Below are 26066 nucleotides of genomic sequence, written 5' to 3'. Positions count from 1 at the left end.
GTTGTATGCAGGGGTAGGGAAAGCGCCGGAAAACCGGCGCCCCTTATTACTGCTTGGTTACGACAGCTTTTTCAGGGTTTGGCGGGAAAGACGGGTCGGTCTTGTCGCCGCGCAGCAGATCAAGCGCGTAGTTCAGCTGAATGTCGTCCTTGGCTTCCGGCGGCACATAGGCAGCAGAACCCGAACCTTCGTCCGTTTCGCTCTGGCCCTGAATGTGACCCGGCAGGCTGGATTCACCTTCGGAGCGAATGCGGCCTTGAAGCTCTGGCGGCAGCGGTTGGTCGACCTTGATATCAGGTTCGATACCTGTGCCCTGAATGGACTTGCCCGATGGCGTGTAATAGAGCGCCGTGGTCAGACGAAGCGCACCGGTTTCACCCAGCGGGATGATCGTCTGGACAGAGCCCTTGCCGAACGAGCGAGTGCCGACAACGGTGGCACGACGCAGATCCTGCAGAGCACCGGCAACGATTTCCGAAGCAGACGCCGAACCACCGTTCACCAGAACGATAACCGGCTTGCCGTCCGTCAGATCGCCCGCGGTTGCGTTGAAGCGACGGGTTTCTTCCGGGTTACGGCCGCGGGTCGAAACCACTTCACCTCTTTCAAGGAAGGCATCCGATACGTTGATCGCCTGATCAAGCAGGCCGCCCGGGTTGAGGCGAAGGTCGAGAACATAACCCTTCAACTTGTCAGCAGGTACCTCGGCCTTGATTTTTTTGATCGCGGCTTCGAGATCGTCATAAGTCTTTTCAGTGAATGAGATCACCCGCAGATAACCAACATTGTCACCTTCAACACGCGACTTGACGGCACGTACGGCAATGATGTCGCGCATAACGGTGATATCAAGCGGCTTGTCAGCACCCTGACGAATGATCGTCAGCTTGATCGGTGTCTTGACCTCACCGCGCATCTTTTCAACGGCCTGCTCGAGCTTGAGACCGCGAACCGGCTGACCATCGATTTCCGAAATGAAGTCGCCAGCCAAGATGCCAGCCTTGGAGGCAGGCGTATCATCGATTGGTGTGATAACCTTGACCAGTTCATTTTCCATGGTCACTTCGATACCGAGGCCACCAAACTCACCCTTGGTCTGGCTACGCATATCGGTAGCATCCTGCGCATTGAGGAAGCTTGAATGCGGATCAAGAGAGCTGAGCATGCCATTGATGGCGTTCTCAACCAGCTTCTTGTCATCCGGTGGCGTTACATATTGTGCACGCACGCGCTCGAATACGTCGCCGAAAATCGACAATTCCTTATAGGTAGACGGCCCAGCGGCCTGCGCCGGGATGCTCGCAGAATAAATGACACTCATCGCCGTGGCACCCATGAGTCCACCGATGAGCAGAAGCGAAACCTTACGAATCATTGTGCGCCCTTCCGGTATTTTTTGCGGTCCACCAAGGTTGGGAATCAACCGGCACACCGTCTTTTCTGAATTCTATGTAAAGCGTTGGCCTATCAGTTTCCAGCGCCAATGCTGCTGCACTGGCCACTCTTTTTGCTCCCATGGAAGCAATGGGTTCACCGGAAAACACGAACATACCCTGACGGGTTCTTATCGCATCCATTCCGGTCAGTACCAGATGGTACCCGTCACCTGTATTGAGAATAATCATTCGGCCATAGCTGCGGAATTCTCCAGCAAAAACAACATACCCGTCTGCGGGGGCTGTTACCAGTGCGCCGGGACCGGTTGCGATCACAACACCGCGAGAGGTATGGCCAGTTCCATCGGCATCGCCAAACTTTCTCAGCACATCGCCCGTTACCGGCATATCCAGTTTGGCCTTCAGACTTGCAAACGGATATGCGGGCGCAATACGGTTTTTATCGGGCATGCCAGCATCGGCATTTGCCCTTTCACGCTCGCGCTCATCTTCCGACAAACGACGAACCCGCTCCTCTTCGGCGCGCATCTTTTCCTGGGCTTCACGGACGGAGAATATCTCGTTTTCCAATGAGGCAACAAGGCTTTCAAGACTGGTTGCCTTAGAGGCAAGTTCTTCAGAGCGTTTGCGTTCCGCTTCAAGGTCCGCAGCCGTGCGCGTTCCCTGCCTGTCATTTTCAGCGAGCAACAGGTCGAGGCGCTTTTCTTCCTCGAGCTTTGCCGTCATCATGGCGGTCAGGTCAATCTTCTCACTGGCGATGGCCTTGCGCACATCCGTCAATGCCTTGAGGTCCGCGACCAGCTTGTCTGTCTCATGCCGCACACCGGGAACCACAGCTCCAAGTAAAATGGCGCTACGCACGGATGCGAGAGCGTCTTCAGGCGAAACAAGCAGGGCAGGCGGCGGATTACGCCCCATACGTTGCAGAGCAGCCAACACTTCAGCCAAGACACCCCGACGCTCACGAAGCGACGCCTTCACGCCGTCTTCTTGCACACCAAGTTTGGCCAGCCGGTCTTCACCCTCTTCAATCTTGCGTTCAAGATCTTTTCTACGCGACGCAGAATCGATCAATTCCTGGCGGATACGACTGCTGTCCTGATTGAGAGACGCAATGCTTTCTTCCAGCTGTCGAGCCTTGTCTTCGGAAAGACCGATACTATCGACCAGCTCTTGCAAGTCCTCGCGATTACGATCACGCCGCGCTTCAAGGTCATTCAGGGCGTCTGGCTGCGCGGTCTGCCCATTCTGTTCGGTCGGTGCAGCCTGGGTCGGAAAGGGCGCAGCCACCGGCTCTTGCGCGTACACACCCTGCGCAAGCACAAAAAGAGAGACAGCCAAGGCTGCTCCCGCAGAGGTCACGCATCTGGTGTGGGCGCTTTTCCGGTTCATGCCGCTTTCTGGAAAATCAAAATCAAGCGATTAACATACTCTGCTTCGCAATCGCCAGCCAACAACATCCTTTTATTCAGGCAACACAATGGCGTGATTCCTTATACCCTGTGGTAAGGATGCCCCGAAAGAATGGTAACGGCGCGATAAAGCTGCTCGGCAATCAGGATTCGAACAAGCTGGTGTGGCCAGGTCAGTTTCCCGAGACATAAAACAGCTGAGGCTTTTTCATAAAGGGCAGGATCGAGACCATCTGCACCACCGATGGCAATGACAAGATCACGTTTGCCACCATCACGCAGATTGCCGATGGCATCTGCAAAGGCCGGGCTATCAAGTGCCTTGCCGCGCTCATCCAGCAAGATAAGCGCTGCCCCGTCGGTCAAATGTTTCTCAAGCAGTGCCGCTTCTTCGCGTTTTCTGGTCTCGGCATTCGATGCACGGCTTTCAGCCACCTCGATCACCCGTGAAAACTCAAGACCGATGGCCGGACCACTTTTGGCAAAACGGTCTAGATAACGCGACGCAAGATCCTTCTCAGGACCGGATTTGAGCCGCCCGACTGCAAAAATCGCAATCCGCATTCCTGCTCCACATTGGTTGATGATCAACGGTAGCAAGGGTCAGAACGCTGAACAATGACATGACCGCGGAATTTTTTCCGGCCAGACGCCCATCGTCCGGCCGCGCTTGACGACACTCAAGAATGCTCCTGGTCTGAAATCCAGTTCAGAGGGAGCTTTCGTTCAGTGCAGTGTTTCTTCCTCGATATCCGGCGTCGCCCACATCTTTTCGATGTTGTAAAACACACGAATTTCCGGACGGAACACATGCACGATAATGTCACCCGTGTCGATCAGAACCCAATCACCGGTTTCCAGCCCTTCTACGCGGGAGTTACGGAAACCATCATCCTTGAGGTCTGAAATAAGGTGCTCACAGATAGCCGAGACATGCCTGCTCGATCGCCCGGAAACTACAACCATGTAGTCAGCGAGCGCCGATTTCCCGGCAATATTCAAGGTAACGATATCTTCTGCCTTGGAGTCATCGAGGCTGGCGATGACGGTTTCGAGGGCACGTCTGGCGGCATCGGCGCCACTGTCATGACCCTTCGGGATAGCAACGGATGCTCTTCCCTTAGCGTGTACTGTTGTCAGAGGTTGTCCTTTCATAATGACAAAACAAGCACAAAACGAACCGATTCTTTTTTCGATCCGTTACATGAAGGTGGCATCAAAGCCACCGGTTTTCAAGGGATCGCTTAAATCACCTTTTATCTCTTCACTGAATTGCGCAGAGCCGTCGAACTTAAGGTCGAGCGGGGACCATGGACAAAGGTCCAGGCTGGGGCGTTTTTGGTCCACAATACGCCGGCGTCATCTTCATCGACACGCGCATGACTGTAAGCCTGCGCCATCGTGGATGACAAATAGGACAGGGTCGCTCCCGGTCTATCAATAACTGCAATTGGAAATGTCTCGGCGATTTCCCGCCATTTCTGCCAGCGGTGGAAGCTCTTTAAATTGTCTGCCCCCATGATCCAGATGAACCGGACTCCCGGGTTTCTAGCCTTGATCTTCTTGAGCGTATTGGCGGTATAACTGACCCCGAATGACTTCTCAAAGGCCGTGATCTTGATACGTGGATCATGAACCAGATGTTCACACGCCTGGATGCGCGCGGAAAGCGGGGCAAGTTCCTTGTGGTTTTTAAGTGGATTGCCCGGCGTCACCATCCACCACAGTTGATCCAGCCCCAAACGGCGCAACGCGATTTCTGCGACCAGCGCATGCCCACCATGTGGTGGATTGAACGACCCACCAAACAGCCCCACCACCATGCCGCGCTCCACATGCGGCATGGTCAGGTAATGCCGGTTGACAGGGTCTGCCATCAAAACGTCAGGTCCGTATCTGGCCGGTGCCATGCACGCGATATTTGAATGACGTCAACTGCTCCACCCCAACCGGACCACGCGCATGCATCTTGCCGGTCGCGATACCGATTTCCGCACCCATGCCGAATTCTCCGCCATCCGCAAATTGCGTTGAGGCATTGTGCAGCAGAATGGCTGAGTCGATCTCGTTGAAGAAGCGTTCAACAACCGCGCCATCTTCGGCAATGACCGCTTCCGTATGGTTGGAGGAATAGGTGCTGATATGCTCGATCGCGCCGGAAATTCCGTCCACCAGACGGACCGAAATGATCGCATCCAGATATTCGGTGCGCCAGTCTTCCTCGGTCGCGGCCTTCACACCGGAAATGGCCTTTTCAACGGCTTCGGAACCGCGAACTTCACAACCCGCATCAAGAAGAACCTTGACCAGCGGCTCCAGATGCGTGGAAGCAACAGCCTTATCGATAAGCAGGGTTTCAGCGGCACCGCAGATACCGGTCCGGCGCATCTTGGCGTTGAGAACAATCTTTTCGGCCATTGCAAGGTCAGCGGATTTGTCCACGTAGATGTGGCAAATGCCTTCGAGATGCGCAAAAACCGGCACGCGGGCCTCCGTCTGCACCCGCGAGACAAGGCTTTTTCCGCCGCGCGGGACAATGACGTCCACGGTGCCATTCAGGCCGCCAAGCAAGGCACCGACCGCTGCACGATCGGCAACGGGGACCAGTTGAATGGCATGTTCCGGCAGGTTGGCAATTTTCAAACCTTCAACGAGGCAGGCATGAATTGCTTGCGACGAATGTAAGGAGTCCGAACCACCGCGCAAGATGACCGCGTTGCCCGCCTTGAGGCAAAGCGCGCCAGCGTCCGCAGTCACATTGGGTCGGCTTTCGTAAATCACGCCGATAACACCAAGCGGGGTCCGCACGCGTTCGATCTGTAAGCCATTGGGGCGATCCCACGCGGCAATGACCTGACCGACCGGGTCAGCAAGTGCCGCAATGGCGCGAATGCCTTCTGCGACCGAAGCAATACGGGTTTCATCAAGGGTCAGGCGGTCAATAAAGGAGGCAGCAAGGCCCACCTTTTTACCAGCCGCCAGGTCTATCGCATTGGCCTGAAGAATCTTGTCTTTCGATGCCTCGATCGCAGACGCCATAGCCAGCAACGCACGGTTCTTTTGATCCGTCGACGCCACTGAAAGAGGTCGCGCAGCAGCTTTCGCCTGAAGACCGATCGTATTCATCAGTCCGTCAATATCATGGCTACGGCTCACGGCCTGCTCAGGCATGGATTTCATCCTTCTTTACGGCTGATACGGTCACACTTGCGCCGGTCATAACGAGATCGTCGCGATGGATCATGGCGGAACGTCCGACATAACCCAGAATAGCTTCAATTTCCGAGGACTTGTGCCCAGTAATCTGGCGGGCCTCTTCGGCATCGTAACCGGCAAGACCACGCGCGATTTCACGCCCGTCCACGCCGATGATGGCCACGGCATCGCCGCGCCCGAAATTGCCGCTCACCCGCCGCACGCCGGCTGGCAAAAGGCTTTTTCCGGCATAAAGCGCAGTCTGTGCACCGGCATCGACATGCACTTCACCGACAGGCTGCAATTGTCCGGCAATCCAGGTTTTGCGCGCGGTGACAGGTGTGCCTGACGGCGCAAACCACGAGGACCGCGCACCCTCGTCAATCGCACGAAGGGGATTAAGGGTCTTGCCGGACGCGATAATCATGCCGCAACCGGCAGCCGTCGCAATCTTGCCAGCATCAATCTTGGTGCGCATGCCGCCACGCGACAGTTCCGACGCAGCGCCACCTGCCATTGCCTCAATTTCAGGCGTGATCGTTGCAATACTGTCGAGAAACTTGGCGTCGGGATCAAGATGCGGGGGCGCCGTATAAAGCCCGTCAATATCCGATAACAGCACCAGAAGGTCGGCTCCGGTCATCGTCGCAACCCGAGCTGCAAGACGGTCATTGTCGCCATAACGGATTTCGGTTGTCGCAACCGTATCGTTTTCATTGATGATCGGAATGGAGCCGATCTTCAGAAGCTGGTTGATGGTCGCGCGGGCGTTGAGATAACGCCTGCGCTCCTCTGTGTCAGACAGCGTCAGCAGGATTTGTCCAGCAATAATGTCATGCCGCGAAAGGCTCTCAGACCAGGCGCGGGCCAGAGCAATCTGGCCAACTGCTGCCGCTGCCTGGCTTTCTTCCAGCTTCAATGCGCCGGATGGGAGACCAAGGACAGTACGCCCAAGCGCAATCGCACCCGAAGACACCACCTGAACATCAGCGCCCTTTGCCTTCAAAGCGGCGATGTCTTCGCAAATCGCGTCCAGCCAGTCTTTTTTCAGACCGCTCTTACGGTCAACAAGCAGAGCCGAACCGATCTTGATAACGATGCGGTGGTGGCTGGAAACAGGTTTGCGCTTTGCGCTCATAACCGGTCGTCTCCGTCATCCTCACCGCTTCTGTCCTCGATCGGCATGGAACGGTCTGGCAGCGCAGTTTCACCGCCTGCTGCAGAAACAATAATGTCACGCAGCGCACGCAACACTTCCGTCATGCCGGCATGGGTCGCTGCCGAAATCAGAAGTGGCGGATGTCCACACGCCTTTTCCAACTCTTTGGCTTTTTTCTTCAGTTCTTTTTCGTCGAGAACGTCGATCTGTGAAAGGGCGACAATTTCCGCCTTGTCGGTCAGACCACCGCCATAGGCCTCAAGCTCGGCCTTGACCGTCTTGTAAGCTTGGCCAACCTTTTCTTCCTGCGCAGAAACCAGATGCAGCAATACGCGCGTCCGCTCGACGTGACCGAGAAAACGGTCGCCGATACCAACGCCCTCATGCGCACCTTCGATCAGGCCCGGAATGTCAGCCAGCACGAATTCGCGGCCATCGATGGTCGCAACGCCAAGGTTGGGATGCAGCGTGGTAAATGGGTAGTTGGCAATCTTCGGGCGCGCGCGGGTAACCGTGGCGAGGAAAGTGGACTTTCCTGCATTCGGCAAACCAACCAGACCGGCATCGGCAATCAGCTTGAGACGCAGCCAAACGGTTTTTTCTTCACCGGCCAAACCAGGATTTGCCCAGGTCGGTGCCTGGTTGGTCGAGGATTTGAAATAGGCGTTGCCGAAACCACCGTTACCACCGGCGGCCAGACGGAAACGCTGGCCTTCCTTGGTCAGGTCGGCAATCAGCGTTTCATTGTCTTCTTCAAAAATCTGCGTACCAACCGGCACTTTCAGCGTCACGTCAGAACCCTTGGCGCCGGTACGGGTCTTGCCCATGCCATGCTGGCCGATCGACGCTTTGAAGTGCTGCTGAAAGCGGAAATCGATCAGCGTGTTAAGGCCGTTGACCACTTCCACCCAGACATCGCCACCACGTCCGCCGTCACCGCCATCCGGTCCGCCGAACTCGATGAACTTTTCGCGCCGGAACGATACAGCGCCTGCGCCGCCATCACCGGACTTGATATAGACTTTTGCTTCATCGAGAAATTTCATTGTAGTGCCGTTCTGTCAGCCGTTTACGCAACATTGCTTTTGTCGCTTGGAATATAGGCGCTTTGCCCGCACGTCAAAGATTATCGTGACGGGCGGCGCCATGTAAAACAAGGCCGGCTTCGCACGAAACCGGCCTCGTGTATGGTTATCGCGGTCGTGAAGGCACGAAATCCTCTGCCGTCAACACGGTATCCAGATGCGCAACCATTGCCGCGCGCGAGACCGCATAGGTCTCATGGCAGCCGGTAATCCGGAAACCCAGCTTCTCCTGAACCCGCAGCGAACCGGGGTTATCCGCAAACACACCAGAATGCATGGTCGCATTCGGCATGCGGCGGAAGAACCTTTCAACAACACCGCTAACCGCCTCGGTCATGTAACCCTTGCCCCAATAGAAGCGATTGAGCCAGTAACCAAGATGCCATTCGCCATGGCGAAACTCGACGGAAACGACGCCGATCAGGGTATCGTCATCGCGGGTGATGGCAAAATCCCAATCCGGTAACGTGCCTGATGTTCGCAGGATAAGCCATTCCAAAGCATCCTGCCGGTAATAAGGGGCAGGAACTCTGGCCAGCATGCGTGTTACTGCAAAATCACTCAAGGATTCTGCAATGCTGCCGGCATCGGCAAGCCGTTGCGGCCGCAGTACGAGACGACGTGTTTCAATGGTCGGGCAGGGACCGGGAGGTGGCAGAGTATCAACCTGCCTGCTGCGCAACAATTCAGCATTGGTCATCGCATATCCCCCCAGCTTCTGAGAGAAACCCAGGTCTTGCGATCCAGCCGGAACCATTCGACAGGCACCATGCCGCCCAAAGCCAGCGAACCGACCATGCCGGAGCTCTGGAACTGGAAACCGCACTTCTGGATAACGCGGCGCGATGCGACATTTGTGACCCGGCAGCGTGCATCGATGAAGTCGATGTCACGGGTGCGGAACGCCATGTCAATCAGGACATGTGCAGCTTCGGTCGTATAACCATTATTCCAGTAGGGTTCGCCTAGCCAATAGCCAAGCTCGACCGTACCGGGATCATCAGGGTCAGGCTCCAGACCGCAGCACCCCATAAACTCGCCATTGTCCATGCGGGTAATCGCATAGACGCACTTGCCAATCTCGCCAGCTTTCGTACGTCGCACAAAATCAGCGGCATCTTTGGCCGTATATGGGAGCGGCATACGCGACACCATGGTCGCAATATTGGCGTTGTTGGCGAGATGGGCAAGGGCGTCAATGTCTTCTTCGTGTGGCGCGCGCAAAACGAGCCGTTGCGATAATAAGACAGGGCAATCGGTCCTCGACCGCTGCGGCCTCAGCCGTTCCTGGGGCGACCGCTCTTGGTCAGCCCTGATCAATTCATCCTGCATGGTTCAGTCCTCCTGTTGGGATAAAGAAAAAGGGGAGATGGGTGGTGCCCCATCTCCCCTGTTTTCTGACTGAACCTAAAGCGTCAGCCGGGTCGATGAGACACCGGCTGCATATAACGCTTACCGGCTTATTCTGCGGCTTCCGCTTTCGGTGCCACAGACACGTATACGCGGCCGTTAGCCTTCGTGCGGAAGGATACGTTACCGGCGGTCAGCGCAAAAATCGTGTGGTCCTTGCCGAGGCCAACGTTGGTGCCCGGATGCCACTGCGTGCCGCGCTGGCGCAGGATAATGTTGCCTGGAATGACGGCTTCGCCGCCGAACTTCTTTACGCCAAGGCGCTTGGAATTCGAATCGCGACCGTTACGCGATGAACCGCCAGCTTTTTTGTGTGCCATTGGAGTGCTCCTTTAAAACCTAGTTTCCCGTGACGCGCCGATTAGGCAGCAACGATGTCCGTGATACGAACAACAGTGTGATGCTGACGATGACCGCGAATACGCTTCGAGTTCTGACGACGACGCTTCTTGAAGGACAGAACTTTCTTGCCGCGGTTGTGTTCAACAACTTCAGCCTTGACGGTCGCGCCCTTTACGAAGGGTGCACCGAACTTTGCGTCGGCGCCTTCGCCGATAACGAGAACTTCGGTGAATTCTACAGTGTCACCAGCTTCGACTTCCAGCTTTTCGATGGTAAGTACGTCGTTGGCGGCCACGCGGTACTGCTTACCGCCGGTCTTGATGACTGCGAACATTTTTTATCCTTTCATGTTCGTTCCGGCTCTGATCACTTGAAACCAAGTGTCCGGCCGTCTTTTTATCAGTCGGAGTAGTGAAAACCCTGAGCCAAATGGCGTCAAAATCTTCACCGGTGAAACCTGCCCGAAAAGGCAGAACAAAACAGAAGACGCACTACGCCCCTTCAATTCGCGTGCCGGGATACTTGAGCGCCCTTGATCTGTCAAGGCACAAACCACGCAAAATCCCTTGTCAGCCATGCCATTTGCGATGATTTTTCATGTTCTTGCAAACGGCTCTCGAAATTTCTGCTTCAACTGTTTATATGATGGCCATAGCAAGGAGTAAAAATGGCCCGCATTGACCAGACCGACGATTGGCGGGACCGCCATGCACCAACAATTTCCAGTTTTGAGTCATTGGCCATCGAGGCGTACGGCCACCTGCCGGAAGAATTCCGCGGACTGACCAACAATCTCATTATCGAAATTTCCGATTTCCCGACCGATGAAGTTTTCGAGGATATGGCGCTCGAAACCCCGTTCGACCTCTTGGGATTGTTTGAGGGTAGGGGCATTACCGAACGTTTCACCATGGAAACGGGTGAAATGCCGAACCGTATCACGCTCTATCGCCGTCCTATCCTGGATTATTGGGCCGAAAACGAAGAGACACTGGGCGACATCATCACCCATGTTCTCATCCACGAAATCGGCCACCATTTCGGTCTGTCCGATGACGACATGGAGCGCATCGAAGAAAGTGCTGAAGCTGCTGCTTCCGAACGCTAAAACACAGATACCCGCATGTGAATGCGGGCACCATCTTCCGGAAATGCTGAAAAAGATAGCCGCGATTATTGCTCGCCGAGCTTCATGTCCGGGTGATAGTCCTTACCCTCAACGGTCTTGGTGACCGGCTGGCCGCAATGCATGACGCCAGTTGCCGCGTTGAAAGCATAGGTCGGTGATCCCGCAAGCTCCCAACCCTTGTTGAGGGCATCGGTGACGCGATGGCAAAACTTTGCATCATCGGGACCGGTGATAAAACGGTAGAGTTTCATAGTCTGTCTGCCTTTCTTGCGTCTATGGCACTGGCCATTTGCAACAGTTTTTCAGCACCCGTTACATGCAGGCGCTCGATCATGCGACCATTCGCGTTGATAATGTTCAGACCAGCCGCCTCGGGCGCAGCAAAAGCAGAAACAATACTGCGTGCTTCCTCCAAAGCGTCTTCTGACGGCGCAAAATGCCGGTTTGCAGCAGCGATCTGCGCCGGATGAATCAGCATCTTGCCATCAAACCCCATGGCACGGCCCTGCTCGCACTCAGCTGCATAACCGTCGAGATCACGGAAATCATTTGACACGCTATCGATGACATCAAGGCCGTAGGCTCTTGCAGCCAGCACGATCTGCATCAGCCAGGAAACCAGATAGGTACGGCCGGGCAGATTGGGCACACCGGTTTCCTTGCGCAGATCGTTGAGGCCGACAACAAAGGCCGAAAGACGCGAGTCTGGTGTGTGTGCTGCCTCGGCGACGGCAGCCGCATTCAAAACACCGCGCGGTGTTTCAATCATGGCCCAGATGCGCATGTTCTCCGCGCCATCTCTTTCGGTCAGAATATCAGAGATGTCATGAACGTCAGACGGCTGGTCGACCTTGGGCAACAAGATCGCATCGGGCACGCAACGCAAAACCGTTTCAAGATCTGCACGGCCGAACGTACTGTCAAAGGCATTGATGCGGATGATCGTTTCGCGCCCGACAAGTGGGGTCTTGTCAAAAAAACGCTCCAAAGCTTCGCGTCCCTGCTGCTTGGCATCAACAGCCACAGAATCTTCGAGATCGAAAATCACCGCATCGCAGTCGAGATCAGGTAGTTTTTCAAGCGCACGTTCATTGATTGCGGGCACACAAAGTACCGAACGGCGCGGACGAGCAATATTTTCAGGCTCAAATTTGGTCATGCCGCACTTGTGTCAAGGTTTTATGGCATCCGCAAGCACACTTCGCGTCGAATCCTCTTGCAAGCAAGGCAAACAACGCCCACATTGCTGATGAACGAAAGGTTTTGAATTATGCAAGGCATCCGCACTTTAATCATAGCGGCTTCCAGCATCGCAATTTTGGCGCTGGCCGCCGTTTTCACGGCTTCTCTTACTGTGGCATTTGTTGGCGTGCTCGCGCTCATCAGCCTTACTCGCGCAGTAACTGCCCGACTGAAACCGGCACCTATTCCGGTCAAGACCCGCAATCAGAGCCAGCGTGACATGCGCGTCTGGAACGACGGCAAGGGCACAATCATCGACCTTTGATGATATGAAAGCGAACTGGAAAAGCAGCGGCGTTCCGCTGCTTTGAAGTGGCGTATGCCCGTTGAGCTGTTTTCCCTTCAAATCTTGCGGGAATTGCTTTATTGGCGACATCATCATGCGCAAAGCCCGATTTTGCTTTGCAAATACAGCCAAGCTGGAGCGATAGATGGACAAGTTCACCAAGCTAACGGGTGTTGCCGCCCCCATGCCGGTCGTTAACATCGATACGGACATGATTATCCCGAAGGATTACCTCAAGACCATCAAGCGTACCGGTCTGGGCAAGGGTCTTTTTGCGGAATCCCGTTACCTTGAAGACGGTTCACCAAACCCTGATTTCGTGCTGAACAAGCCAGCCTACCAGAATGCACAGATCCTTGTGGCTGGCGACAATTTCGGTTGCGGTTCGTCGCGTGAGCATGCGCCATGGGCGCTTCTTGACTTCGGCATCCGTTGTGTCATCTCGACCAGCTTTGCCGATATCTTCTACAACAACTGTTTCAAGAACGGCATTCTGCCGATCATCGTCAGCCCGGAAAATCTGGAAAAACTGCTGGACGACGCATCGCGCGGCTCCAACGCCGTTCTCAGCGTCGATCTCGAAAACCAGCAGATCAGTGGTCCTGACGGAGGCACCATCAGCTTCGAAATCGATTCCTTCAAGCGCCATTGCATGCTGAACGGTCTCGATGACATTGGCCTGACGCTGGAACATTCTTCAGCTATCGATACGTTTGAAAAAACCAACGCATCCGTCCGTCCCTGGGCGTAAACAGCTTTACCTGACTATTTAGAGCCGATTTGGAACGAAAATCCGTACCAAATCGGCTTTTGCTTTCCTTGAAATGCCCTCATCCCAAGGATATGAAACCTGGACCCCCGCAGACCGCGTCACGTCTCACGTGAAACACGGTCAGGCGGGATTGAGGTTTTCACGTTGTGCATGCCGTTATCGCAAAACCGGTTACGGTTTTCCGGTATGCGCCAAGGAGAGGTTCCCATGACAGTTCGCACCCTGTTTCTGCTGCCCGGCGACGGCATCGGCCCTGAGGCCATGGCTGAAGTCCGCAAGCTGATCGACCACATGAACAGCGCCCTAAACACAGGCTTCAAGATCGAAGAGGGTCTTGTTGGCGGTTCGGCCTATGACGCCCATGGTGTGGCGATTTCCGATGCAGACATGAAAAAGGCGCTGGCAGCAGACGCCATTCTGTTTGGTGCCGTTGGTGGTCCGAAGTGGGATGGCGTGCCGTACGAGCAGCGTCCGGAAGCAGGCTTGTTGCGCCTTCGCAAGGATCTGGAGCTTTTCGCCAACCTGCGCCCAGCCATCTGCTACCCGGCACTTGCTGCCGCTTCATCGCTGAAGCAGGAATTGGTTGAAGGCCTCGACATTCTCATCGTTCGAGAACTGACCGGTGGCGTCTACTTTGGCGAGCCAAAGCAGATTATCGACTTGGGCAACGGCCAAAAGCGCGGTATCGACACACAAATCTACGACACATTCGAGATTGAGCGTATCGCCAGCGTTGCCTTCGAACTGGCCCGCACCCGTGGCAATCGCGTTTGCTCGATGGAAAAGCGCAACGTCATGAAATCGGGCGTGTTGTGGAACCAGGTTGTGACGGAAACCCACGCTGCGAAGTATAAGGACGTACAGCTGGAGCACATGCTGGCAGATGCCGGCGGCATGCAACTGGTGCGCAAACCAAAACAGTTTGACGTCATCGTTACCGACAACCTGTTCGGCGACATGCTGTCCGACGTCGCGGCCATGCTGACCGGTTCGCTGGGCATGCTGCCATCCGCTTCGCTTGGCGCACCGGATGCCAAGACAGGCAAACGCAAGGCCATGTATGAGCCGGTTCACGGTTCGGCACCGGATATCGCCGGTCAGGGCATTGCCAACCCGATCGCCATGATCGCCTCCTTCGCCATGTGCCTGCGTTATTCATTCAATATGGTCGACGAGGCAACCCAACTGGAAACAGCAATTGCCAACGTGCTGGAAAAGGGCATTCGCACCTCCGACATCATGGATGAAGGTTGCCGTCAGGTTGGCACATCTGAAATGGGTGACGCGGTTCTGGCCGAGTTCAAGACACTGTCTGCCTGATCAAACCCAAAAACTTTAAAGAAGACGGGCAGAGGAGCGTTGTTTCTCTGCCCGTTTGTTATTGAGTGCCCGCATCCTTGGGCAGAAGATGCTCATACTGCTTGTCGGTCAGCGTTTTCATGAACGCCACCAAAGCATCGACGCGATTGTCATCAAGCGCCGGCCCTGCCGTCAACTCTGTCATGGCGATATTTTCAGGGACTTCCGGTGCAGCCCAGACGTCACCGGTTTCCGGATTGATCTGACGGCTTTTTTTCTTGCTATTGTACTTCACGTAAAACAGCACAACGGTGCGCAAATCCTTGAACACGCCATTGTGCATGTAAGGACCGGTTACGGCGACGTTGCGCAGTGTCGGTACCTTGAACTTGCCGCGCTGCGCATCGGCATCTGTCACCGCCGGGTTCTGCGCCAGACCCGTGTCGACTGTACCCACTTTTGAGCCATTGGCTTTGCGCACCGCCGTATTCTCCGGCACGCCAATATTGAAATATTTGTGGTTGGTGAACAGCCCTTTTTCAATACCGTTCGGTCCGTTGACCTCATGGCAGAGATTGCAGTTGGTGAACTGTTTGGAGAAAAACAGTACCCGACCCAGTTCTTCCTGATCCGTCAGTTTTTCTTCGCCGCGCAGATACCGATCATATTTGGAATCGAAGGGCGCGAATTCGTCGGTGCGCTCAAAAGCAGCCAATGCCTTTGTCATCGCGTCATAGGCATCATCAGGATTATCAAATACTTTGGATCCAAATTGCGTGCCGAAGGCTGCAACATAATCCGGATTTTCTTTGAGACGTCCAACCACTGTGGCCTTATTGGGCATGCCCATTTCCACTGGGTTCAAGGGCGGACCTGCGGCCTGATCTTCAAGGCTCGAGGCGCGACCATCCCAGAACTGGCCTCCGACATATTCGCCCGCTTCATTTTTGCTGAACGGGGGAGAGAGCTTTGCGTAAGACGCGGTTGGCGCATTGCGATCACCAAGCGAACTGCCATTGTCGCCAAGCGATACGTCTTGGCCAGCACCGTCGTTCTCCCGCACATCCACCAAGCCGAAACCCTGCATGTGGCAGGTGGAGCAGGCTTGGCTGCGATTATGGGAAAGATTGGGGTCGTTGAATAACGCTTCGCCCAGTTTCTCTATCGTCGCGTAATCCTCGCCACTATGGGCAGGCGAAAACCAAAGAGCACCATTCGCGGAAGCGAACAGAGCCACGCTGGTTATGACAAGACGGAAGGTGATCTTAAACATGGTCTTTCAATACCGGCCTAATGCCGCATTATTGTTGACCTATATCACCTCAGCCCATTCAAACGCCAGAAACTTTCTTTTTTGCTTCCACTTTGGCACAGCCGTGACCGGCCGCCGCCATCAAGTGTTACGAAGGCGTCCTTGCATCAGATCCACAACCGCGCGTGCTGCTTCAAGCACATGGGTGCCAGGACCAAACACGGCAGCTACGCCATTATCGAGCAGATACTGATAATCCTGGCGCGGAATAACACCGCCAACCACCACAATTACATCTTCTGCACCCTTGGCCTTTAGCGCCTGAACCAGCTGTGGCGCCAGCGTCTTGTGACCCGCCGCAAGCGACGACATACCGACCACGTGAACTTTGCTCTCAATAGCCAGGGTTGCCGCCTCTTCAGGCGTCTGGAACAGGGGGCCAGCTACGACCTTGAAGCCAACATCGCCAAAGGCCGAGGCAATGACCTTGGCACCGCGATCGTGCCCGTCCTGTCCAAGTTTTGCGACCATGATTTTCGGTTGGACTTTCAAGACACCGGCAAGTTCGGTCAATCGACCCTTCAGCGTCGAAAACTCGGGATCGTCACCATAGGCTGCGCCATAGACATTATCGACAACGTCTGGCACGGCGGAGTGATCGCCAAACACCACACGCATGGCATCTGAAATTTCACCAACCGTCGCACGCGCACGCGCCGCTTCAACAGCCGCTTCCAGCAGGTTACCCTGTCCCGACTTTGCCACGTCGGACAGTCGGGCGAGTGTCTGCTCCAGTGTTTTCGGATCACGCTGCTGACGCAGCTTGTCCAAACGTTTGATCTGTGCTGCTCGGACTGCACTATTATCGATTTCCAGAATGTCGATAGGTTCTTCGTTTTCCAGACGGAAACGATTGACCCCGACAATCACCTCTTCTCCGCGATCAACCGCAGCCTGCCGGCGCGTCGCCGCCTCTTCGATAAGCCGTTTTGGCAGACCATCCGACACGGCCTTGGTCATGCCGCCCAACCCTTCTACTTCCTGGATAAGCTGCCAGGCTTTCTCTGCCAGCTCATGGGTCAGACTTTCCACGTAATAGGAACCAGCCAGTGGGTCGACGACCTTCGTCACGCCGGTTTCATGCTGCAAAATAAGCTGGGTATTGCGGGCAATACGCGCCGAAAAATCGGTCGGTAGGGCTATTGCTTCATCCAGTGCATTGGTGTGCAAGGATTGCGTACCGCCGAGCGCTGCCGACAGCGCTTCATAGGCGGTGCGGATAACATTGTTGTATGGGTCCTGCTCTTGCAACGACACACCCGACGTTTGGCAATGGGTGCGCAGCATGAGGGAAGACGGCTTCTTCGGCTCGAATTCCTCCATGATGCGAGACCACAAAAGACGTGCGGCACGCAGTTTGGCAGCCTCCATGAAAAAATTCATGCCAATGGCAAAAAAGAACGACAGCCGACCGGCAAAGGCATCCACATCAAGACCTTTGGCAATTGCTGCGCGTACATATTGCCGGCCATCCGCCAGAGTGAATGCCAGTTCCTGTACCAGTGTCGCCCCAGCCTCTTGCATATGGTAGCCGGATATCGATATCGAGTTGAAGCGCGGCATCTCTTTCGCTGTATATTCGATAATATCGGCAATGATGCGCATCGACGGTTCTGGCGGGTAGATATAGGTGTTGCGCACCATGAATTCTTTGAGAATGTCATTCTGGATTGTGCCGGACAGTTCGGCGCGCGTACAGCCCTGTTCCTCCCCCGCAACAATGAAGTTGGCGAGAATGGGAATGACGGCACCATTCATGGTCATGGAAACCGACATGTCTTTGAGCGGAATGCCGTCAAACAGGATCTTCATGTCCTCGACACTGTCGATAGCAACACCAGCCTTGCCTACATCACCCTCTACCCGCGGATGATCGCTGTCATAACCGCGATGGGTTGCCAGATCGAAGGCAACTGACAGGCCTTTTTGACCAGCGGCAAGATTACGCTTGTAAAATGCGTTGGATTCTTCCGCTGTGGAGAAACCAGCATATTGGCGGATCGTCCAAGGACGACCGGCATACATGGTCGCACGCGGTCCACGCACAAATGGCTTGAATCCAGGTAAGGTATCGAGGTGATCGATGCCCTCAATGTCCTGCGCTGTGTAAAGCGGCTTGATATCGATGCCTTCGGGTGTGTGCCAGACGAGTGTCTCTGCGGGAGCCTTCACTTCCTTTTCGGCAAGCGCTTCCCAGTCCTTCACTGTCTTGTCCACCGGCATTAATCTCTCCCTTTACCGTCATTCATCCATAGGAAACCACGCTCACCGGATTGGGTTCCAGCGGCGAAGTCCTCATTCAAATTCCAGTATGATTTCGTCAACACTCAGGCTTTGACCGGTTTTTGCAGCAACACTTGAAATGCGCCCGCGTTTTTCAGCTCGCAGCACATTTTCCATCTTCATGGCTTCAACGGTCGCGAGTGCCTGTCCGGCCTCCACATCATCCCCCACGGCCACCAGAACTGAGGTAATGATACCTGGCATTGGGCATAGCAGCATTTTAGAGGTATCAAGTGGCACCTTGACCAGCATCAACCGGGCAAGTTCAGCGATACGCGGCGAGCGAACATTCGCAAGCACATCGATTCCACGCCAGCGCAAACGAATGCAGGTGCCACCAATATCCACCTTGGCAAAAAGAACGTCGCCATCAATGGTAAAGACGCCGAGAGTTCTACCCGGCAACCAGTCGGTGGTAACATGTAGATTTTGCTGCTTGTCGATCTGTACGACATCGCCGTCATCGTTTGCTGAGAGGACGATGTGTCTTTCCTGCCCAGCAAGGGAAACAACCCAATCTGGACGAAGGACTTTGTGATGACCGCCAAGAGATCCGGAAATTGCTGTCGCGCGATTTTGCAAACGCTTGTGAATGACGGCCGCAATCGCCACCAACCTGTTTAAACCTTCGGAATCCGGCTCAACGCCGACAAAACCGTCCGGAAATTCCTCAGCGATAAAGCCTGTCGTCAGATTTCCATCGCGAAAACGTGGTTTCTGCATGACCGCTGACAGGAAGGCCAGATTGTGACCGATGCCGTCCGCCTCGAACTTGTCCAGCGCCTCAGCCATCGCATCAATGGCGCTTATACGATCCGGCGCCCAGGTGCAGAGCTTTGCAATCATTGGATCGTAATACATGGATATCTCGCCGCCTTCGAACACGCCGGTGTCGTTGCGTACAATCACACCGGTTTCCTGCTGCCCTTCGGCTGGTGGCCGGTAGCGGGAAAGCCTGCCAATCGACGGCAGAAAGTTACGATAGGGGTCTTCAGCGTAAAGTCGGCTTTCAATCGCCCACCCGTTGAGCACGACATCATCCTGTCCAAGGGTTAGTTTTTCGCCCGCCGCGACGCGGATCATCTGTTCGACCAGATCAATACCGGTGATCAACTCGGTGACCGGATGTTCAACCTGCAGCCGGGTGTTCATTTCAAGGAAATAGAAATTGCGTTGCCCATCAACGATGAATTCGACGGTTCCGGCAGAGAAATAACCAACGGCTTGGGCCAGTGCGACCGCTTGTTCACCCATGGCCTTGCGTGTTGCCGCATCCAGAAAAGGCGAGGGAGCCTCTTCAATGACCTTCTGGTTCCGGCGCTGTATCGAACATTCGCGCTCGCCCAGATAAATCAGATTGCCATGCTGGTCGCCAAGCACCTGAATTTCAATATGGCGCGGTTCGGTGACGAATTTTTCAATAAAGATGCGGTCGTCACCAAAGGAAGATTTTGCCTCGTTTTTTGACGACTGAAATCCTTCACGGGTCTCCTGGTCATTCCAGGCAATACGCATGCCCTTGCCACCGCCACCAGCAGAGGCCTTGATCATCACAGGATAACCGATTTGCGCAGCAATCCTGACCGCTTCATCGGCATCAGCGATCAGATCCATATGACCGGGCACGGTGGAAACCCCTGCCTTGGCCGCAAGCTTCTTGGAGGTGATCTTGTCGCCCATCGCCTCGATGGCACCAACCGGTGGGCCAATGAAAACCACGCCCGCTTTTTCCAAAGCCTCAGCAAAGGCGGCATTCTCAGACAAAAATCCGTAACCGGGATGCACCGCATCTGCACCGGTCGTACGGATTGCCTGAAGAATTTTGTCGATAACGATATAAGACTGGTTTGATGGGGCAGGGCCAATATGCACCGCCTCATCGGCCAGCTTTACATGCAGTGCATTGGCATCTGCATCTGAGTAAACTGCGACAGTGGCAATCCCCATCCTCTTTGCCGTGCGAATAACGCGGCAGGCAATTTCACCACGATTGGCAATGAGGATTTTGGATATCATGTATCACCGCCTCCGAACGGCATAACGCTCAATCAATCAATGTCAAATACTCGGCAGGAACTGCGTCAATCAGCCAGACACCATTGTCTGCCTGATAAAATTGATGCCCGGCAGCAAACATTTCCGCGGCATCGACACTCAAAATTGCTGGCCTACCATGCCGCTGGCCAACCGCCTTCGCGGTCACATCGTCGGCCGACAGATGGACCTGTTGGCGGCTTCCGGGAAGCAACCCCTCGCGCATGATGGCGTCAAGAAAACGCGTCGCCGTGCCATGAAAGAGTTGGGGTGGCGGCTCACTAGGTGATTTGTCTAGATCAACGGTGACAGAATGACCCTGAGCTGCGCGAATACGCAGGCCATCATCCGAAAGAGTGAAACGTTTCTTGTCACTCTCGGCAACAATTTGGCGCAGCGTTACACCATCAAGCGGCGTGCCCGCCGCATTTGCCTTTTCCAGCAAATCGCTGACATCCGCCCACCCTTGTCCATCCAGCGTGAGACCAATGCTCTCGGGTGCGTGGCGCAAAACGTAACACAAAAATTTGCTGGTGTGTGCCGACATTGCAGTTTGAACCCTTACGGAGAATGATGCGGTATCAAACCTCGAAAACGTCGTCGAAGGATTCCGGGAAGCTCAGGCGCGCCACCTTCTCATTGATCTGCAGCAATGCCTCATAGGACAATGGATCAAAATTCTTTTCGCCAGCAATAACCTCACGCCCGAAGAGCAAATTGATGCGTGCCGCATCAAGATTGCCGCGTTCGAATGGCTCTGAGCCAAAGTGATGCCAGAGAGCATGCAGGAAGGCCGCATCGATACGGTGTTCCTTCGTATCGGGACGAGCCCGACGTGGTAACGCCTTGATTGGCGTTACCCCTTTCGGATTGGCGCGGCGTATCGTGAATTGAACGCCGGTGCCCGGCATGCCGGATGGGAAACCTCGGTGTTTTGTCATGTCGGGCAGGTTTGCCATGGGTAGTCTCCTTACGCCTTTGCAGACGAATTCTGGCCAATTTTGTCCTGTGTCTTCGTATCGAAGTCAGAGGCATCATGGCGCTCATGCAATTGTTCAGATGGGTCGCCGGACGTCTTGTTGACCATGCAACCCCGTTTTACCGCTGGACGCGCGGCAATCTCGTCAGCCCAGCGTTTGACGTTTTTGTAGATGCCGGTGTCGAGGAAGGTTCCGGCATTGGGATAGGACTGGTCGAGAGCCAGCTTGCCATACCACGGCCAGATCGCCATGTCCGCGATGGTGTATTCATCGCCAGCAACAAATTTGTTGTTGGCCAGATGCTGATCGAGAACATCCATCTGGCGCTTGGTTTCCATCGCATAACGATCAATGGCATATTTGATGTGGATCGGGGCATAGGCATAAAAATGGCCAAAGCCACCACCAACAAATGGTGCAGAACCCATCTGCCAGAACAGCCAGTTCATCGTTTCCGTGCGGGCTTTCAGATTTTTTGGCAGGAAGGCGCCAAACTTTTCAGCAAGGTAGACAAGGATCGAACCGGATTCGAAAACGCGAGTTGGTTCCGGTGTCGAATGATCCATCAGTGCCGGAATTTTAGAGTTTGGATTAACCTCGACAAACCCCGAACCGAACTGCTCGCCTTCACCGATCTTGATCAACCAAGCATCATATTCAGCACCGGTATGGCCTGCCGCGAGCAGCTCTTCCAGCATGATGCCGACCTTCTGGCCATTGGGTGTTGCCAGGGAATAAAGCTGCAACGGATGTTTGCCGACCGGCAATTCTTTCTGTTTCTGCGCGCCTGCGGTTGGGCGGTTGATACTGGCAAACTGGCCACCATTGCCCGTTTCCCATTCCCAGACTTTCGGGGCTTCATAACCAGCGGGGAAGTTATTCGCGGGAGATCTCTCGGTCATCAAAATGTGTCCTTGTTCCTGAAATGGCGCATCCGGAAAACCGGAATGACCCGGAGGCAATATAGTAAGGCCTCCAAAGCATTTCTGCCCCTATAACGGAATTGTATCGTGTTTTTTCCACCGTACGTCCACCTGCTTGCCACGCAGTGACGCAAAAGCCCGGGCAATGCGACGGCGAGAGGAATGCGGCATGATAACCTCGTCAATGAAACCGCGCTCCGCCGCCACAAACGGATTGGCGAAACGCTCTTCATATTCTTTCGTTCGCGCTGCAATTTTTTCGGGATCACCAAGTTCCGACCGGTAGAGAATTTCGGTGGCCCCCTTGGCGCCCATCACGGCAATTTCAGCCGTTGGCCAGGCGTAATTGATATCGGCACCGATGTGTTTTGATGCCATCACGTCATAGGCACCACCATAGGCCTTGCGGGTAATCAGCGTCACCATCGGCACTGTTGCCTCAGAATAAGCATAAAGCAGTTTTGCGCCATGCTTGATGACACCGCCATATTCCTGTGCCGTACCGGGAAGAAAACCTGGGACATCGACCAGCGTCAGCAGTGGAATGTTAAATGCATCACAGAACCGCACGAAACGTGCAGCCTTACGCGAGGAATCAATATCAAGGCAACCCGCCAGCACCATCGGTTGGTTGGCAACTACCCCTACAGTCTGCCCCTCCAGCCTGATAAAACCGGTGATGATGTTTTTGGCAAAGGCTTCCTGAAGTTCGAAAAAATCCCCTTCATCTGCCAATGCGTGGATCAGTTCCTTCATATCGTAAGGTTTGGCCGAATTGTCTGGCACCAGCGTATCAAGCCGCATTTCAAGCCGTGCAGGATCATCGAAATGCGGCCTTACCGGCGCTTTCTCGCGGTTGTTTGCCGGCAGAAAGTCAAACAACAGCCGCACCTGTTCCAATGTTTCGATGTCGTTTTCATAGGCGCCATCGGCAACGGAAGACTTTTTTGTATGGGTTCCGGCTCCGCCCAGTTCCTCAGCCGTGACAATTTCATTGGTGACGGTTTTCACCACATCCGGCCCGGTCACGAACATGTAGGAAGTGTCGCGCACCATAAAGATGAAATCTGTCATGGCAGGTGAATAGACCGCACCGCCAGCACAAGGGCCCATGATGACGGAAATCTGAGGTACGACGCCCGAGGCAATGACGTTGCGCTTAAAGACTTCCGCATAACCTCCCAGCGAGGCGACACCTTCCTGAATACGCGCACCGCCACTGTCATTGAGGCCGATGATCGGCGCACCATTGCGCACCGCCATATCCATGATCTTGCAGATTTTTTGCGCATGAGTTTCAGAAAGAGACCCGCCCAGAACGGTAAAATCCTGTGCAAACACATAGACTTGGCGTCCGTTGATCGTTCCCCAGCCGGTCACAACACCATCCCCGGCAATCTTTTGGCTTTCCATACCAAAATCCACCGCACGGTGGGTGACATACATGTCGTATTCTTCGAAAGAGCCCTCATCGAGCAGCACATCAATGCGCTCGCGTGCTGTCAGCTTGCCTTTGGCATGTTGCGCATCGATACGCTTCTGCCCGCCACCAAGACGCGCCTCGGCACGGCGTTCCTGCAACTCTTCAAGAACTGACGGCATTGCTCCTCCCCAATCACCAAATCAACCTTATGACAGACCGATAAGGGAGGCTATTCAGCCAAAAGTCGCAAGGATTAAATCCACGACTGGCAATTTCAGCCTTTGGCAATGGCGTGAAAAAACGTTCCGGTAACATGACCGCGCCGTCCGCCGGAAGGACCAAGTGGCCGTCCTTGACCATCGGCGATCTCTGCAAATGGCGCATCATGACCGGGTTCCGTCACCCGCGCATAATGGAACTCGTGCCCGCGCAAGACGTCTCCGGCAGAACCGACAGTACCGTCGACGGCAATGGTTGCCTGCCGGTAGCCCAGATTCATCTTGCGTTTGGCAAAGCTGGTCGAATGCGACAGAAGTCCGGTCATGGCATGGGTGACACCCTGCGCATCTTCCAGCGCTTCACCCAGAACCATGTAACCACCGCACTCGCCGTGAACCGGTTTGCTTTCAGCAAAACGTGACAGACCTGCCTTAAAATTTGCAGCAGTACCGAGCGTTGCGGCATGCAGTTCCGGATATCCACCCGGCAACCAGCAGACGTCACAATCATCCCGCGGCGCCTCATCGGCCAGCGGCGAAAACGGAATGATTTCCGCACCTGCCGCCCGCCAGTGTTTGTCGAGATGCGGATAGAGGAAAGTAAAGGCAGCGTCCTGCGCCAAAGCGATACGTTGGCCTGGCGGCGCAATCGCGGTTTCAAGTGAACCACTATCAAGACTAACGGGTGCTGCGAGTGCCATCAACGCATCGAGATCAAGCGACTTTTCCATCGCATCGGCTAGGGCCTCGATATGGGCATCAATTTCGGGATGCTCACTGGCCTGTACCAATCCCAGATGTCGTTCTGGCAAAACCAGCGAGGGATCACGCATCACGCACCCAGCGACAGGCAAGCCGATTTTTTCAATGGCATCGGTGCACAGCGTGCGGTGTCTTTCGCTCCCTGCCCGGTTCAGCACAACAGCAGACATTTTTACGTCAGGATCATAATGGGCAAAACCATAGGCAACCGCTGCCGCAGTTTGTGATTGGCCGGAGACATCCAGCACCAGCAGAACCGGAATGCCGAAAAGCCGCGCCAGATCGGCAGCGCATCCAGTGCGATTTTCGGCAACCGGAATACCATCAAATAGACCCATGGCACTTTCAATCAGCAGCAGCTCCGCACCATCAGCCTGCTCGGCAAACAGGTGCTGCAACAGGTCCGGCTGCATGGCCCAGCTATCCAGATTAAGGCCCGGCGTCCCCGTCGCGACCGCATGAAAGCCGGGATCGATGTAATCCGGACCAGTCTTCACGCCACGCACCTTCACGCCGCGGCGTGCGAAAGCCCGCAGCAAGCCAATTGTTACGCTGGTCTTGCCAGACCCGGAACGGGGTGCGCCGATGATGAGTGCGCGTGCAGTCATTCTTTCACTCCAAGGCGAGACCGCATCGAGACGATGTCACCGATCACAATCAGTGCCGGCGCTTCAAACTGTTCGCGCTCGGCATCTGCAGCAATCGTCTCCAGACGACTGGTGAAAATCCGCTCCTGTGGCGTGGTTGCGGACATGATGACCGCAACCGGCGTTTCAGGCGCGCGCCCGCCCTGCATCAGCATGGAAACGATCTTTTCGATGTTTTTAAGTCCCATATAGACAACAACAGGCTCATTGGTTTTAGCCAATGCTAGCCAGTCGACGTCATCTTCAGTGCCGGCGGCATGCCCGGTTGCAAGTGTTATGGCCCGGCTGATACCACGCATGGTGACAGGAATGGAGGCTGAAGCCAAAGCCGTCAATGACGAGGTCATACCGGGAAGCACCCTAAACGGAATGCCTGCATCGACCAGGGCTTCCGCTTCTTCGCCACCACGACCGAAAACAAAGGGATCGCCACCCTTCAGACGTAAAACTCTTTTACCCTGACGGGCGAAATCGATCAGCGATGCAGTAATATCGTCCTGCACAGCAGAGGGTTTTCCCCCACGCTTGCCCGCAAAAACAATCTCCGCCTGTGGCGCAAGCTTGAGAACCATGTCGCTTACCAGTGCGTCGCGTACGATAATGTCAGCCTGTCCCAAGACCGCAGCCACTTCCAGCGTAAGATAACGCGGGTCGCCGGGACCGGCACCGGCCAGCCAGACATGTCCCGGCTGGAGATGCGGACCAGTGGACAGGATGCTGTTGAGAATTTCGGCTGTCGTCATTGTCTTTACTTGC

General features: G+C 54.9%; 27 protein-coding genes. 4 read left to right on the top strand and 23 right to left on the bottom strand.

Annotation, left to right across the window (positions count from 1 at the left end; translation table 11 throughout):
- Positions 1–46 precede the first annotated feature (46 nt).
- The 12 genes from M2418_RS21510 to rplU form a co-directional block, all read right to left on the bottom strand.
- A complete protein-coding gene (locus M2418_RS21510) occupies positions 47–1375 on the bottom strand; it encodes a S41 family peptidase (RefSeq protein WP_250984190.1) in 1329 nt (442 codons plus the stop codon).
- Positions 1365–2789 (bottom strand): murein hydrolase activator EnvC, encoded by a 1425-nt coding sequence (locus M2418_RS21505; RefSeq protein ID WP_259149000.1) that lies wholly within the window; start codon positions 2787–2789, stop codon positions 1365–1367. The genes M2418_RS21510 and M2418_RS21505 overlap by 11 nt, the downstream gene beginning before the upstream one ends.
- A 101-nt stretch (positions 2790–2890) precedes the next feature.
- On the bottom strand, positions 2891–3373 hold the full coding sequence (gene rlmH, locus M2418_RS21500; protein ID WP_250984188.1) for a 23S rRNA (pseudouridine(1915)-N(3))-methyltransferase RlmH: 483 nt from the start codon (positions 3371–3373) through the stop codon (positions 2891–2893).
- A 162-nt stretch (positions 3374–3535) separates the two neighbouring features.
- Positions 3536–3964 (bottom strand): ribosome silencing factor, encoded by a 429-nt coding sequence (gene rsfS / locus M2418_RS21495; RefSeq protein ID WP_246788134.1) that lies wholly within the window; start codon positions 3962–3964, stop codon positions 3536–3538.
- Positions 3965–4065: 101 nt separating this feature from the next.
- Entirely contained in the window at positions 4066–4719 is a 654-nt protein-coding gene (locus tag M2418_RS21490; RefSeq protein ID WP_259148999.1) for a nicotinate-nucleotide adenylyltransferase, read from the bottom strand.
- Positions 4694–5980, bottom strand: coding sequence for a glutamate-5-semialdehyde dehydrogenase (locus M2418_RS21485; protein WP_259148998.1), 1287 nt, complete (start codon positions 5978–5980; stop codon positions 4694–4696). The genes M2418_RS21490 and M2418_RS21485 overlap by 26 nt, the downstream gene beginning before the upstream one ends.
- Entirely contained in the window at positions 5973–7142 is a 1170-nt protein-coding gene (gene proB / locus M2418_RS21480) for a glutamate 5-kinase (RefSeq protein WP_259148997.1), read from the bottom strand. The genes M2418_RS21485 and proB overlap by 8 nt, the downstream gene beginning before the upstream one ends.
- A complete protein-coding gene (gene obgE / locus M2418_RS21475; protein WP_259148996.1) occupies positions 7139–8209 on the bottom strand; it encodes a GTPase ObgE in 1071 nt (356 codons plus the stop codon). The genes proB and obgE overlap by 4 nt, the downstream gene beginning before the upstream one ends.
- A gap of 145 nt (positions 8210–8354) precedes the next feature.
- Positions 8355–8948 (bottom strand): GNAT family N-acetyltransferase, encoded by a 594-nt coding sequence (locus tag M2418_RS21470; protein ID WP_250984185.1) that lies wholly within the window; start codon positions 8946–8948, stop codon positions 8355–8357.
- The gene (locus M2418_RS21465; protein WP_259148995.1) at positions 8945–9580 is read right to left on the bottom strand and encodes a GNAT family N-acetyltransferase; all 636 of its coding nucleotides are present in this window, start codon (positions 9578–9580) and stop codon (positions 8945–8947) included. The genes M2418_RS21470 and M2418_RS21465 overlap by 4 nt, the downstream gene beginning before the upstream one ends.
- 128 nt (positions 9581–9708) lie before the next feature.
- On the bottom strand, positions 9709–9978 hold the full coding sequence (gene rpmA / locus M2418_RS21460) for a 50S ribosomal protein L27 (RefSeq protein WP_250984184.1): 270 nt from the start codon (positions 9976–9978) through the stop codon (positions 9709–9711).
- Between the two features lie 41 nt (positions 9979–10019).
- Positions 10020–10334, bottom strand: coding sequence for a 50S ribosomal protein L21 (gene rplU, locus M2418_RS21455; protein ID WP_192490541.1), 315 nt, complete (start codon positions 10332–10334; stop codon positions 10020–10022).
- Positions 10335–10667: 333 nt separating this feature from the next.
- Here rplU and M2418_RS21450 point away from each other — a divergent pair, with 333 nt between their 5' ends.
- The gene (locus tag M2418_RS21450) at positions 10668–11108 is read left to right on the top strand and encodes a metallopeptidase family protein (RefSeq protein WP_192490542.1); all 441 of its coding nucleotides are present in this window, start codon (positions 10668–10670) and stop codon (positions 11106–11108) included.
- Positions 11109–11173: 65 nt separating this feature from the next.
- Here the strand turns inward: M2418_RS21450 and M2418_RS21445 are convergent, their stop codons facing one another.
- A complete protein-coding gene (locus M2418_RS21445; RefSeq protein ID WP_259148994.1) occupies positions 11174–11380 on the bottom strand; it encodes a DUF1737 domain-containing protein in 207 nt (68 codons plus the stop codon).
- Positions 11377–12288, bottom strand: coding sequence for a CoA ester lyase (locus M2418_RS21440; protein ID WP_259148992.1), 912 nt, complete (start codon positions 12286–12288; stop codon positions 11377–11379). Before M2418_RS21440 ends, M2418_RS21445 begins: the two co-directional genes overlap by 4 nt.
- Before the next feature lie 111 nt (positions 12289–12399).
- Between M2418_RS21440 and M2418_RS21435 the strand changes: the two genes are divergently transcribed.
- From M2418_RS21435 to leuB, 3 genes are all read left to right on the top strand, one after another.
- A complete protein-coding gene (locus M2418_RS21435; protein ID WP_192490545.1) occupies positions 12400–12636 on the top strand; it encodes a hypothetical protein in 237 nt (78 codons plus the stop codon).
- A 166-nt stretch (positions 12637–12802) separates the two neighbouring features.
- The gene (leuD, locus tag M2418_RS21430) at positions 12803–13408 is read left to right on the top strand and encodes a 3-isopropylmalate dehydratase small subunit (RefSeq protein ID WP_259148991.1); all 606 of its coding nucleotides are present in this window, start codon (positions 12803–12805) and stop codon (positions 13406–13408) included.
- Positions 13409–13636: 228 nt separating this feature from the next.
- Positions 13637–14749, top strand: coding sequence for a 3-isopropylmalate dehydrogenase (leuB, locus tag M2418_RS21425; protein ID WP_259148990.1), 1113 nt, complete (start codon positions 13637–13639; stop codon positions 14747–14749).
- 58 nt (positions 14750–14807) lie between these two features.
- Here leuB and M2418_RS21420 read toward each other — a convergent pair whose 3' ends face one another.
- The 9 genes from M2418_RS21420 to cobA all read right to left on the bottom strand — a co-directional run bounded on the left by M2418_RS21420 (position 14808) and on the right by cobA (position 26053).
- A complete protein-coding gene (locus M2418_RS21420) occupies positions 14808–16001 on the bottom strand; it encodes a cytochrome-c peroxidase (RefSeq protein WP_259148989.1) in 1194 nt (397 codons plus the stop codon).
- Between the two features lie 120 nt (positions 16002–16121).
- Complete coding sequence (gene scpA, locus M2418_RS21415; protein WP_259148988.1) at positions 16122–18263, bottom strand: methylmalonyl-CoA mutase; 2142 nt, start codon at positions 18261–18263, stop codon at positions 16122–16124.
- Between the two features lie 72 nt (positions 18264–18335).
- Positions 18336–20339, bottom strand: coding sequence for an acetyl/propionyl/methylcrotonyl-CoA carboxylase subunit alpha (locus M2418_RS21410; protein WP_259148987.1), 2004 nt, complete (start codon positions 20337–20339; stop codon positions 18336–18338).
- 28 nt (positions 20340–20367) lie between these two features.
- On the bottom strand, positions 20368–20904 hold the full coding sequence (locus M2418_RS21405; protein ID WP_259148986.1) for an RNA 2'-phosphotransferase: 537 nt from the start codon (positions 20902–20904) through the stop codon (positions 20368–20370).
- 34 nt (positions 20905–20938) lie between these two features.
- Positions 20939–21316 carry a hypothetical protein gene (locus M2418_RS21400; protein ID WP_192490551.1) on the bottom strand — a complete coding sequence of 126 codons (378 nt, stop codon included), beginning with the start codon at positions 21314–21316 and terminating at the stop codon, positions 20939–20941.
- Positions 21317–21327: 11 nt separating this feature from the next.
- The gene (yghU, locus tag M2418_RS21395; protein WP_259148985.1) at positions 21328–22239 is read right to left on the bottom strand and encodes a glutathione-dependent disulfide-bond oxidoreductase; all 912 of its coding nucleotides are present in this window, start codon (positions 22237–22239) and stop codon (positions 21328–21330) included.
- Between the two features lie 90 nt (positions 22240–22329).
- The gene (locus M2418_RS21390) at positions 22330–23862 is read right to left on the bottom strand and encodes an acyl-CoA carboxylase subunit beta (protein WP_259148984.1); all 1533 of its coding nucleotides are present in this window, start codon (positions 23860–23862) and stop codon (positions 22330–22332) included.
- 95 nt (positions 23863–23957) lie between these two features.
- Entirely contained in the window at positions 23958–25271 is a 1314-nt protein-coding gene (locus tag M2418_RS21385; protein ID WP_259148983.1) for a cobyrinate a,c-diamide synthase, read from the bottom strand.
- A complete protein-coding gene (gene cobA, locus M2418_RS21380; protein ID WP_259148982.1) occupies positions 25268–26053 on the bottom strand; it encodes a uroporphyrinogen-III C-methyltransferase in 786 nt (261 codons plus the stop codon). The genes M2418_RS21385 and cobA overlap by 4 nt, the downstream gene beginning before the upstream one ends.
- Positions 26054–26066 lie beyond the last annotated feature (13 nt).

This window comes from Rhizobium sp. BIGb0125, assembly GCF_024810055.1.
Taxonomy (GTDB): domain Bacteria; phylum Pseudomonadota; class Alphaproteobacteria; order Rhizobiales; family Rhizobiaceae; genus Agrobacterium.
This window is presented reverse-complemented; position numbering and strand designations above follow the sequence as displayed.

What these genes read in the sequence shown, in the direction of transcription:
- M2418_RS21400 (WP_192490551.1), bottom strand. Translation starts at nt 21,316, where the DNA reads ATGGCAAACCTGCCCGACATGACAAAACACCGAGGTTTCCCATCCGGC.
- M2418_RS21445 (WP_259148994.1), bottom strand. Translation starts at nt 11,380, where the DNA reads ATGAAACTCTACCGTTTTATCACCGGTCCCGATGATGCAAAGTTTTGC.
- rsfS (WP_246788134.1), bottom strand. Translation starts at nt 3,964, where the DNA reads ATGAAAGGACAACCTCTGACAACAGTACACGCTAAGGGAAGAGCATCC.
- obgE (WP_259148996.1), bottom strand. Translation starts at nt 8,209, where the DNA reads ATGAAATTTCTCGATGAAGCAAAAGTCTATATCAAGTCCGGTGATGGC.
- M2418_RS21505 (WP_259149000.1), bottom strand. Translation starts at nt 2,789, where the DNA reads ATGAACCGGAAAAGCGCCCACACCAGATGCGTGACCTCTGCGGGAGCA.
- M2418_RS21440 (WP_259148992.1), bottom strand. Translation starts at nt 12,288, where the DNA reads ATGACCAAATTTGAGCCTGAAAATATTGCTCGTCCGCGCCGTTCGGTA.
- cobA (WP_259148982.1), bottom strand. Translation starts at nt 26,053, where the DNA reads ATGACGACAGCCGAAATTCTCAACAGCATCCTGTCCACTGGTCCGCAT.
- M2418_RS21385 (WP_259148983.1), bottom strand. Translation starts at nt 25,271, where the DNA reads ATGACTGCACGCGCACTCATCATCGGCGCACCCCGTTCCGGGTCTGGC.
- rlmH (WP_250984188.1), bottom strand. Translation starts at nt 3,373, where the DNA reads ATGCGGATTGCGATTTTTGCAGTCGGGCGGCTCAAATCCGGTCCTGAG.
- M2418_RS21450 (WP_192490542.1), top strand. Translation starts at nt 10,668, where the DNA reads ATGGCCCGCATTGACCAGACCGACGATTGGCGGGACCGCCATGCACCA.
- M2418_RS21485 (WP_259148998.1), bottom strand. Translation starts at nt 5,980, where the DNA reads ATGCCTGAGCAGGCCGTGAGCCGTAGCCATGATATTGACGGACTGATG.
- leuD (WP_259148991.1), top strand. Translation starts at nt 12,803, where the DNA reads ATGGACAAGTTCACCAAGCTAACGGGTGTTGCCGCCCCCATGCCGGTC.
- M2418_RS21465 (WP_259148995.1), bottom strand. Translation starts at nt 9,580, where the DNA reads ATGCAGGATGAATTGATCAGGGCTGACCAAGAGCGGTCGCCCCAGGAA.
- M2418_RS21405 (WP_259148986.1), bottom strand. Translation starts at nt 20,904, where the DNA reads ATGTCGGCACACACCAGCAAATTTTTGTGTTACGTTTTGCGCCACGCA.
- rplU (WP_192490541.1), bottom strand. Translation starts at nt 10,334, where the DNA reads ATGTTCGCAGTCATCAAGACCGGCGGTAAGCAGTACCGCGTGGCCGCC.
- leuB (WP_259148990.1), top strand. Translation starts at nt 13,637, where the DNA reads ATGACAGTTCGCACCCTGTTTCTGCTGCCCGGCGACGGCATCGGCCCT.
- yghU (WP_259148985.1), bottom strand. Translation starts at nt 22,239, where the DNA reads ATGACCGAGAGATCTCCCGCGAATAACTTCCCCGCTGGTTATGAAGCC.
- M2418_RS21510 (WP_250984190.1), bottom strand. Translation starts at nt 1,375, where the DNA reads ATGATTCGTAAGGTTTCGCTTCTGCTCATCGGTGGACTCATGGGTGCC.
- scpA (WP_259148988.1), bottom strand. Translation starts at nt 18,263, where the DNA reads ATGCCGGTGGACAAGACAGTGAAGGACTGGGAAGCGCTTGCCGAAAAG.
- M2418_RS21410 (WP_259148987.1), bottom strand. Translation starts at nt 20,339, where the DNA reads ATGATATCCAAAATCCTCATTGCCAATCGTGGTGAAATTGCCTGCCGC.
- rpmA (WP_250984184.1), bottom strand. Translation starts at nt 9,978, where the DNA reads ATGGCACACAAAAAAGCTGGCGGTTCATCGCGTAACGGTCGCGATTCG.
- M2418_RS21470 (WP_250984185.1), bottom strand. Translation starts at nt 8,948, where the DNA reads ATGACCAATGCTGAATTGTTGCGCAGCAGGCAGGTTGATACTCTGCCA.
- M2418_RS21490 (WP_259148999.1), bottom strand. Translation starts at nt 4,719, where the DNA reads ATGGCACCGGCCAGATACGGACCTGACGTTTTGATGGCAGACCCTGTC.
- M2418_RS21420 (WP_259148989.1), bottom strand. Translation starts at nt 16,001, where the DNA reads ATGTTTAAGATCACCTTCCGTCTTGTCATAACCAGCGTGGCTCTGTTC.
- M2418_RS21390 (WP_259148984.1), bottom strand. Translation starts at nt 23,862, where the DNA reads ATGCCGTCAGTTCTTGAAGAGTTGCAGGAACGCCGTGCCGAGGCGCGT.
- M2418_RS21435 (WP_192490545.1), top strand. Translation starts at nt 12,400, where the DNA reads ATGCAAGGCATCCGCACTTTAATCATAGCGGCTTCCAGCATCGCAATT.
- proB (WP_259148997.1), bottom strand. Translation starts at nt 7,142, where the DNA reads ATGAGCGCAAAGCGCAAACCTGTTTCCAGCCACCACCGCATCGTTATC.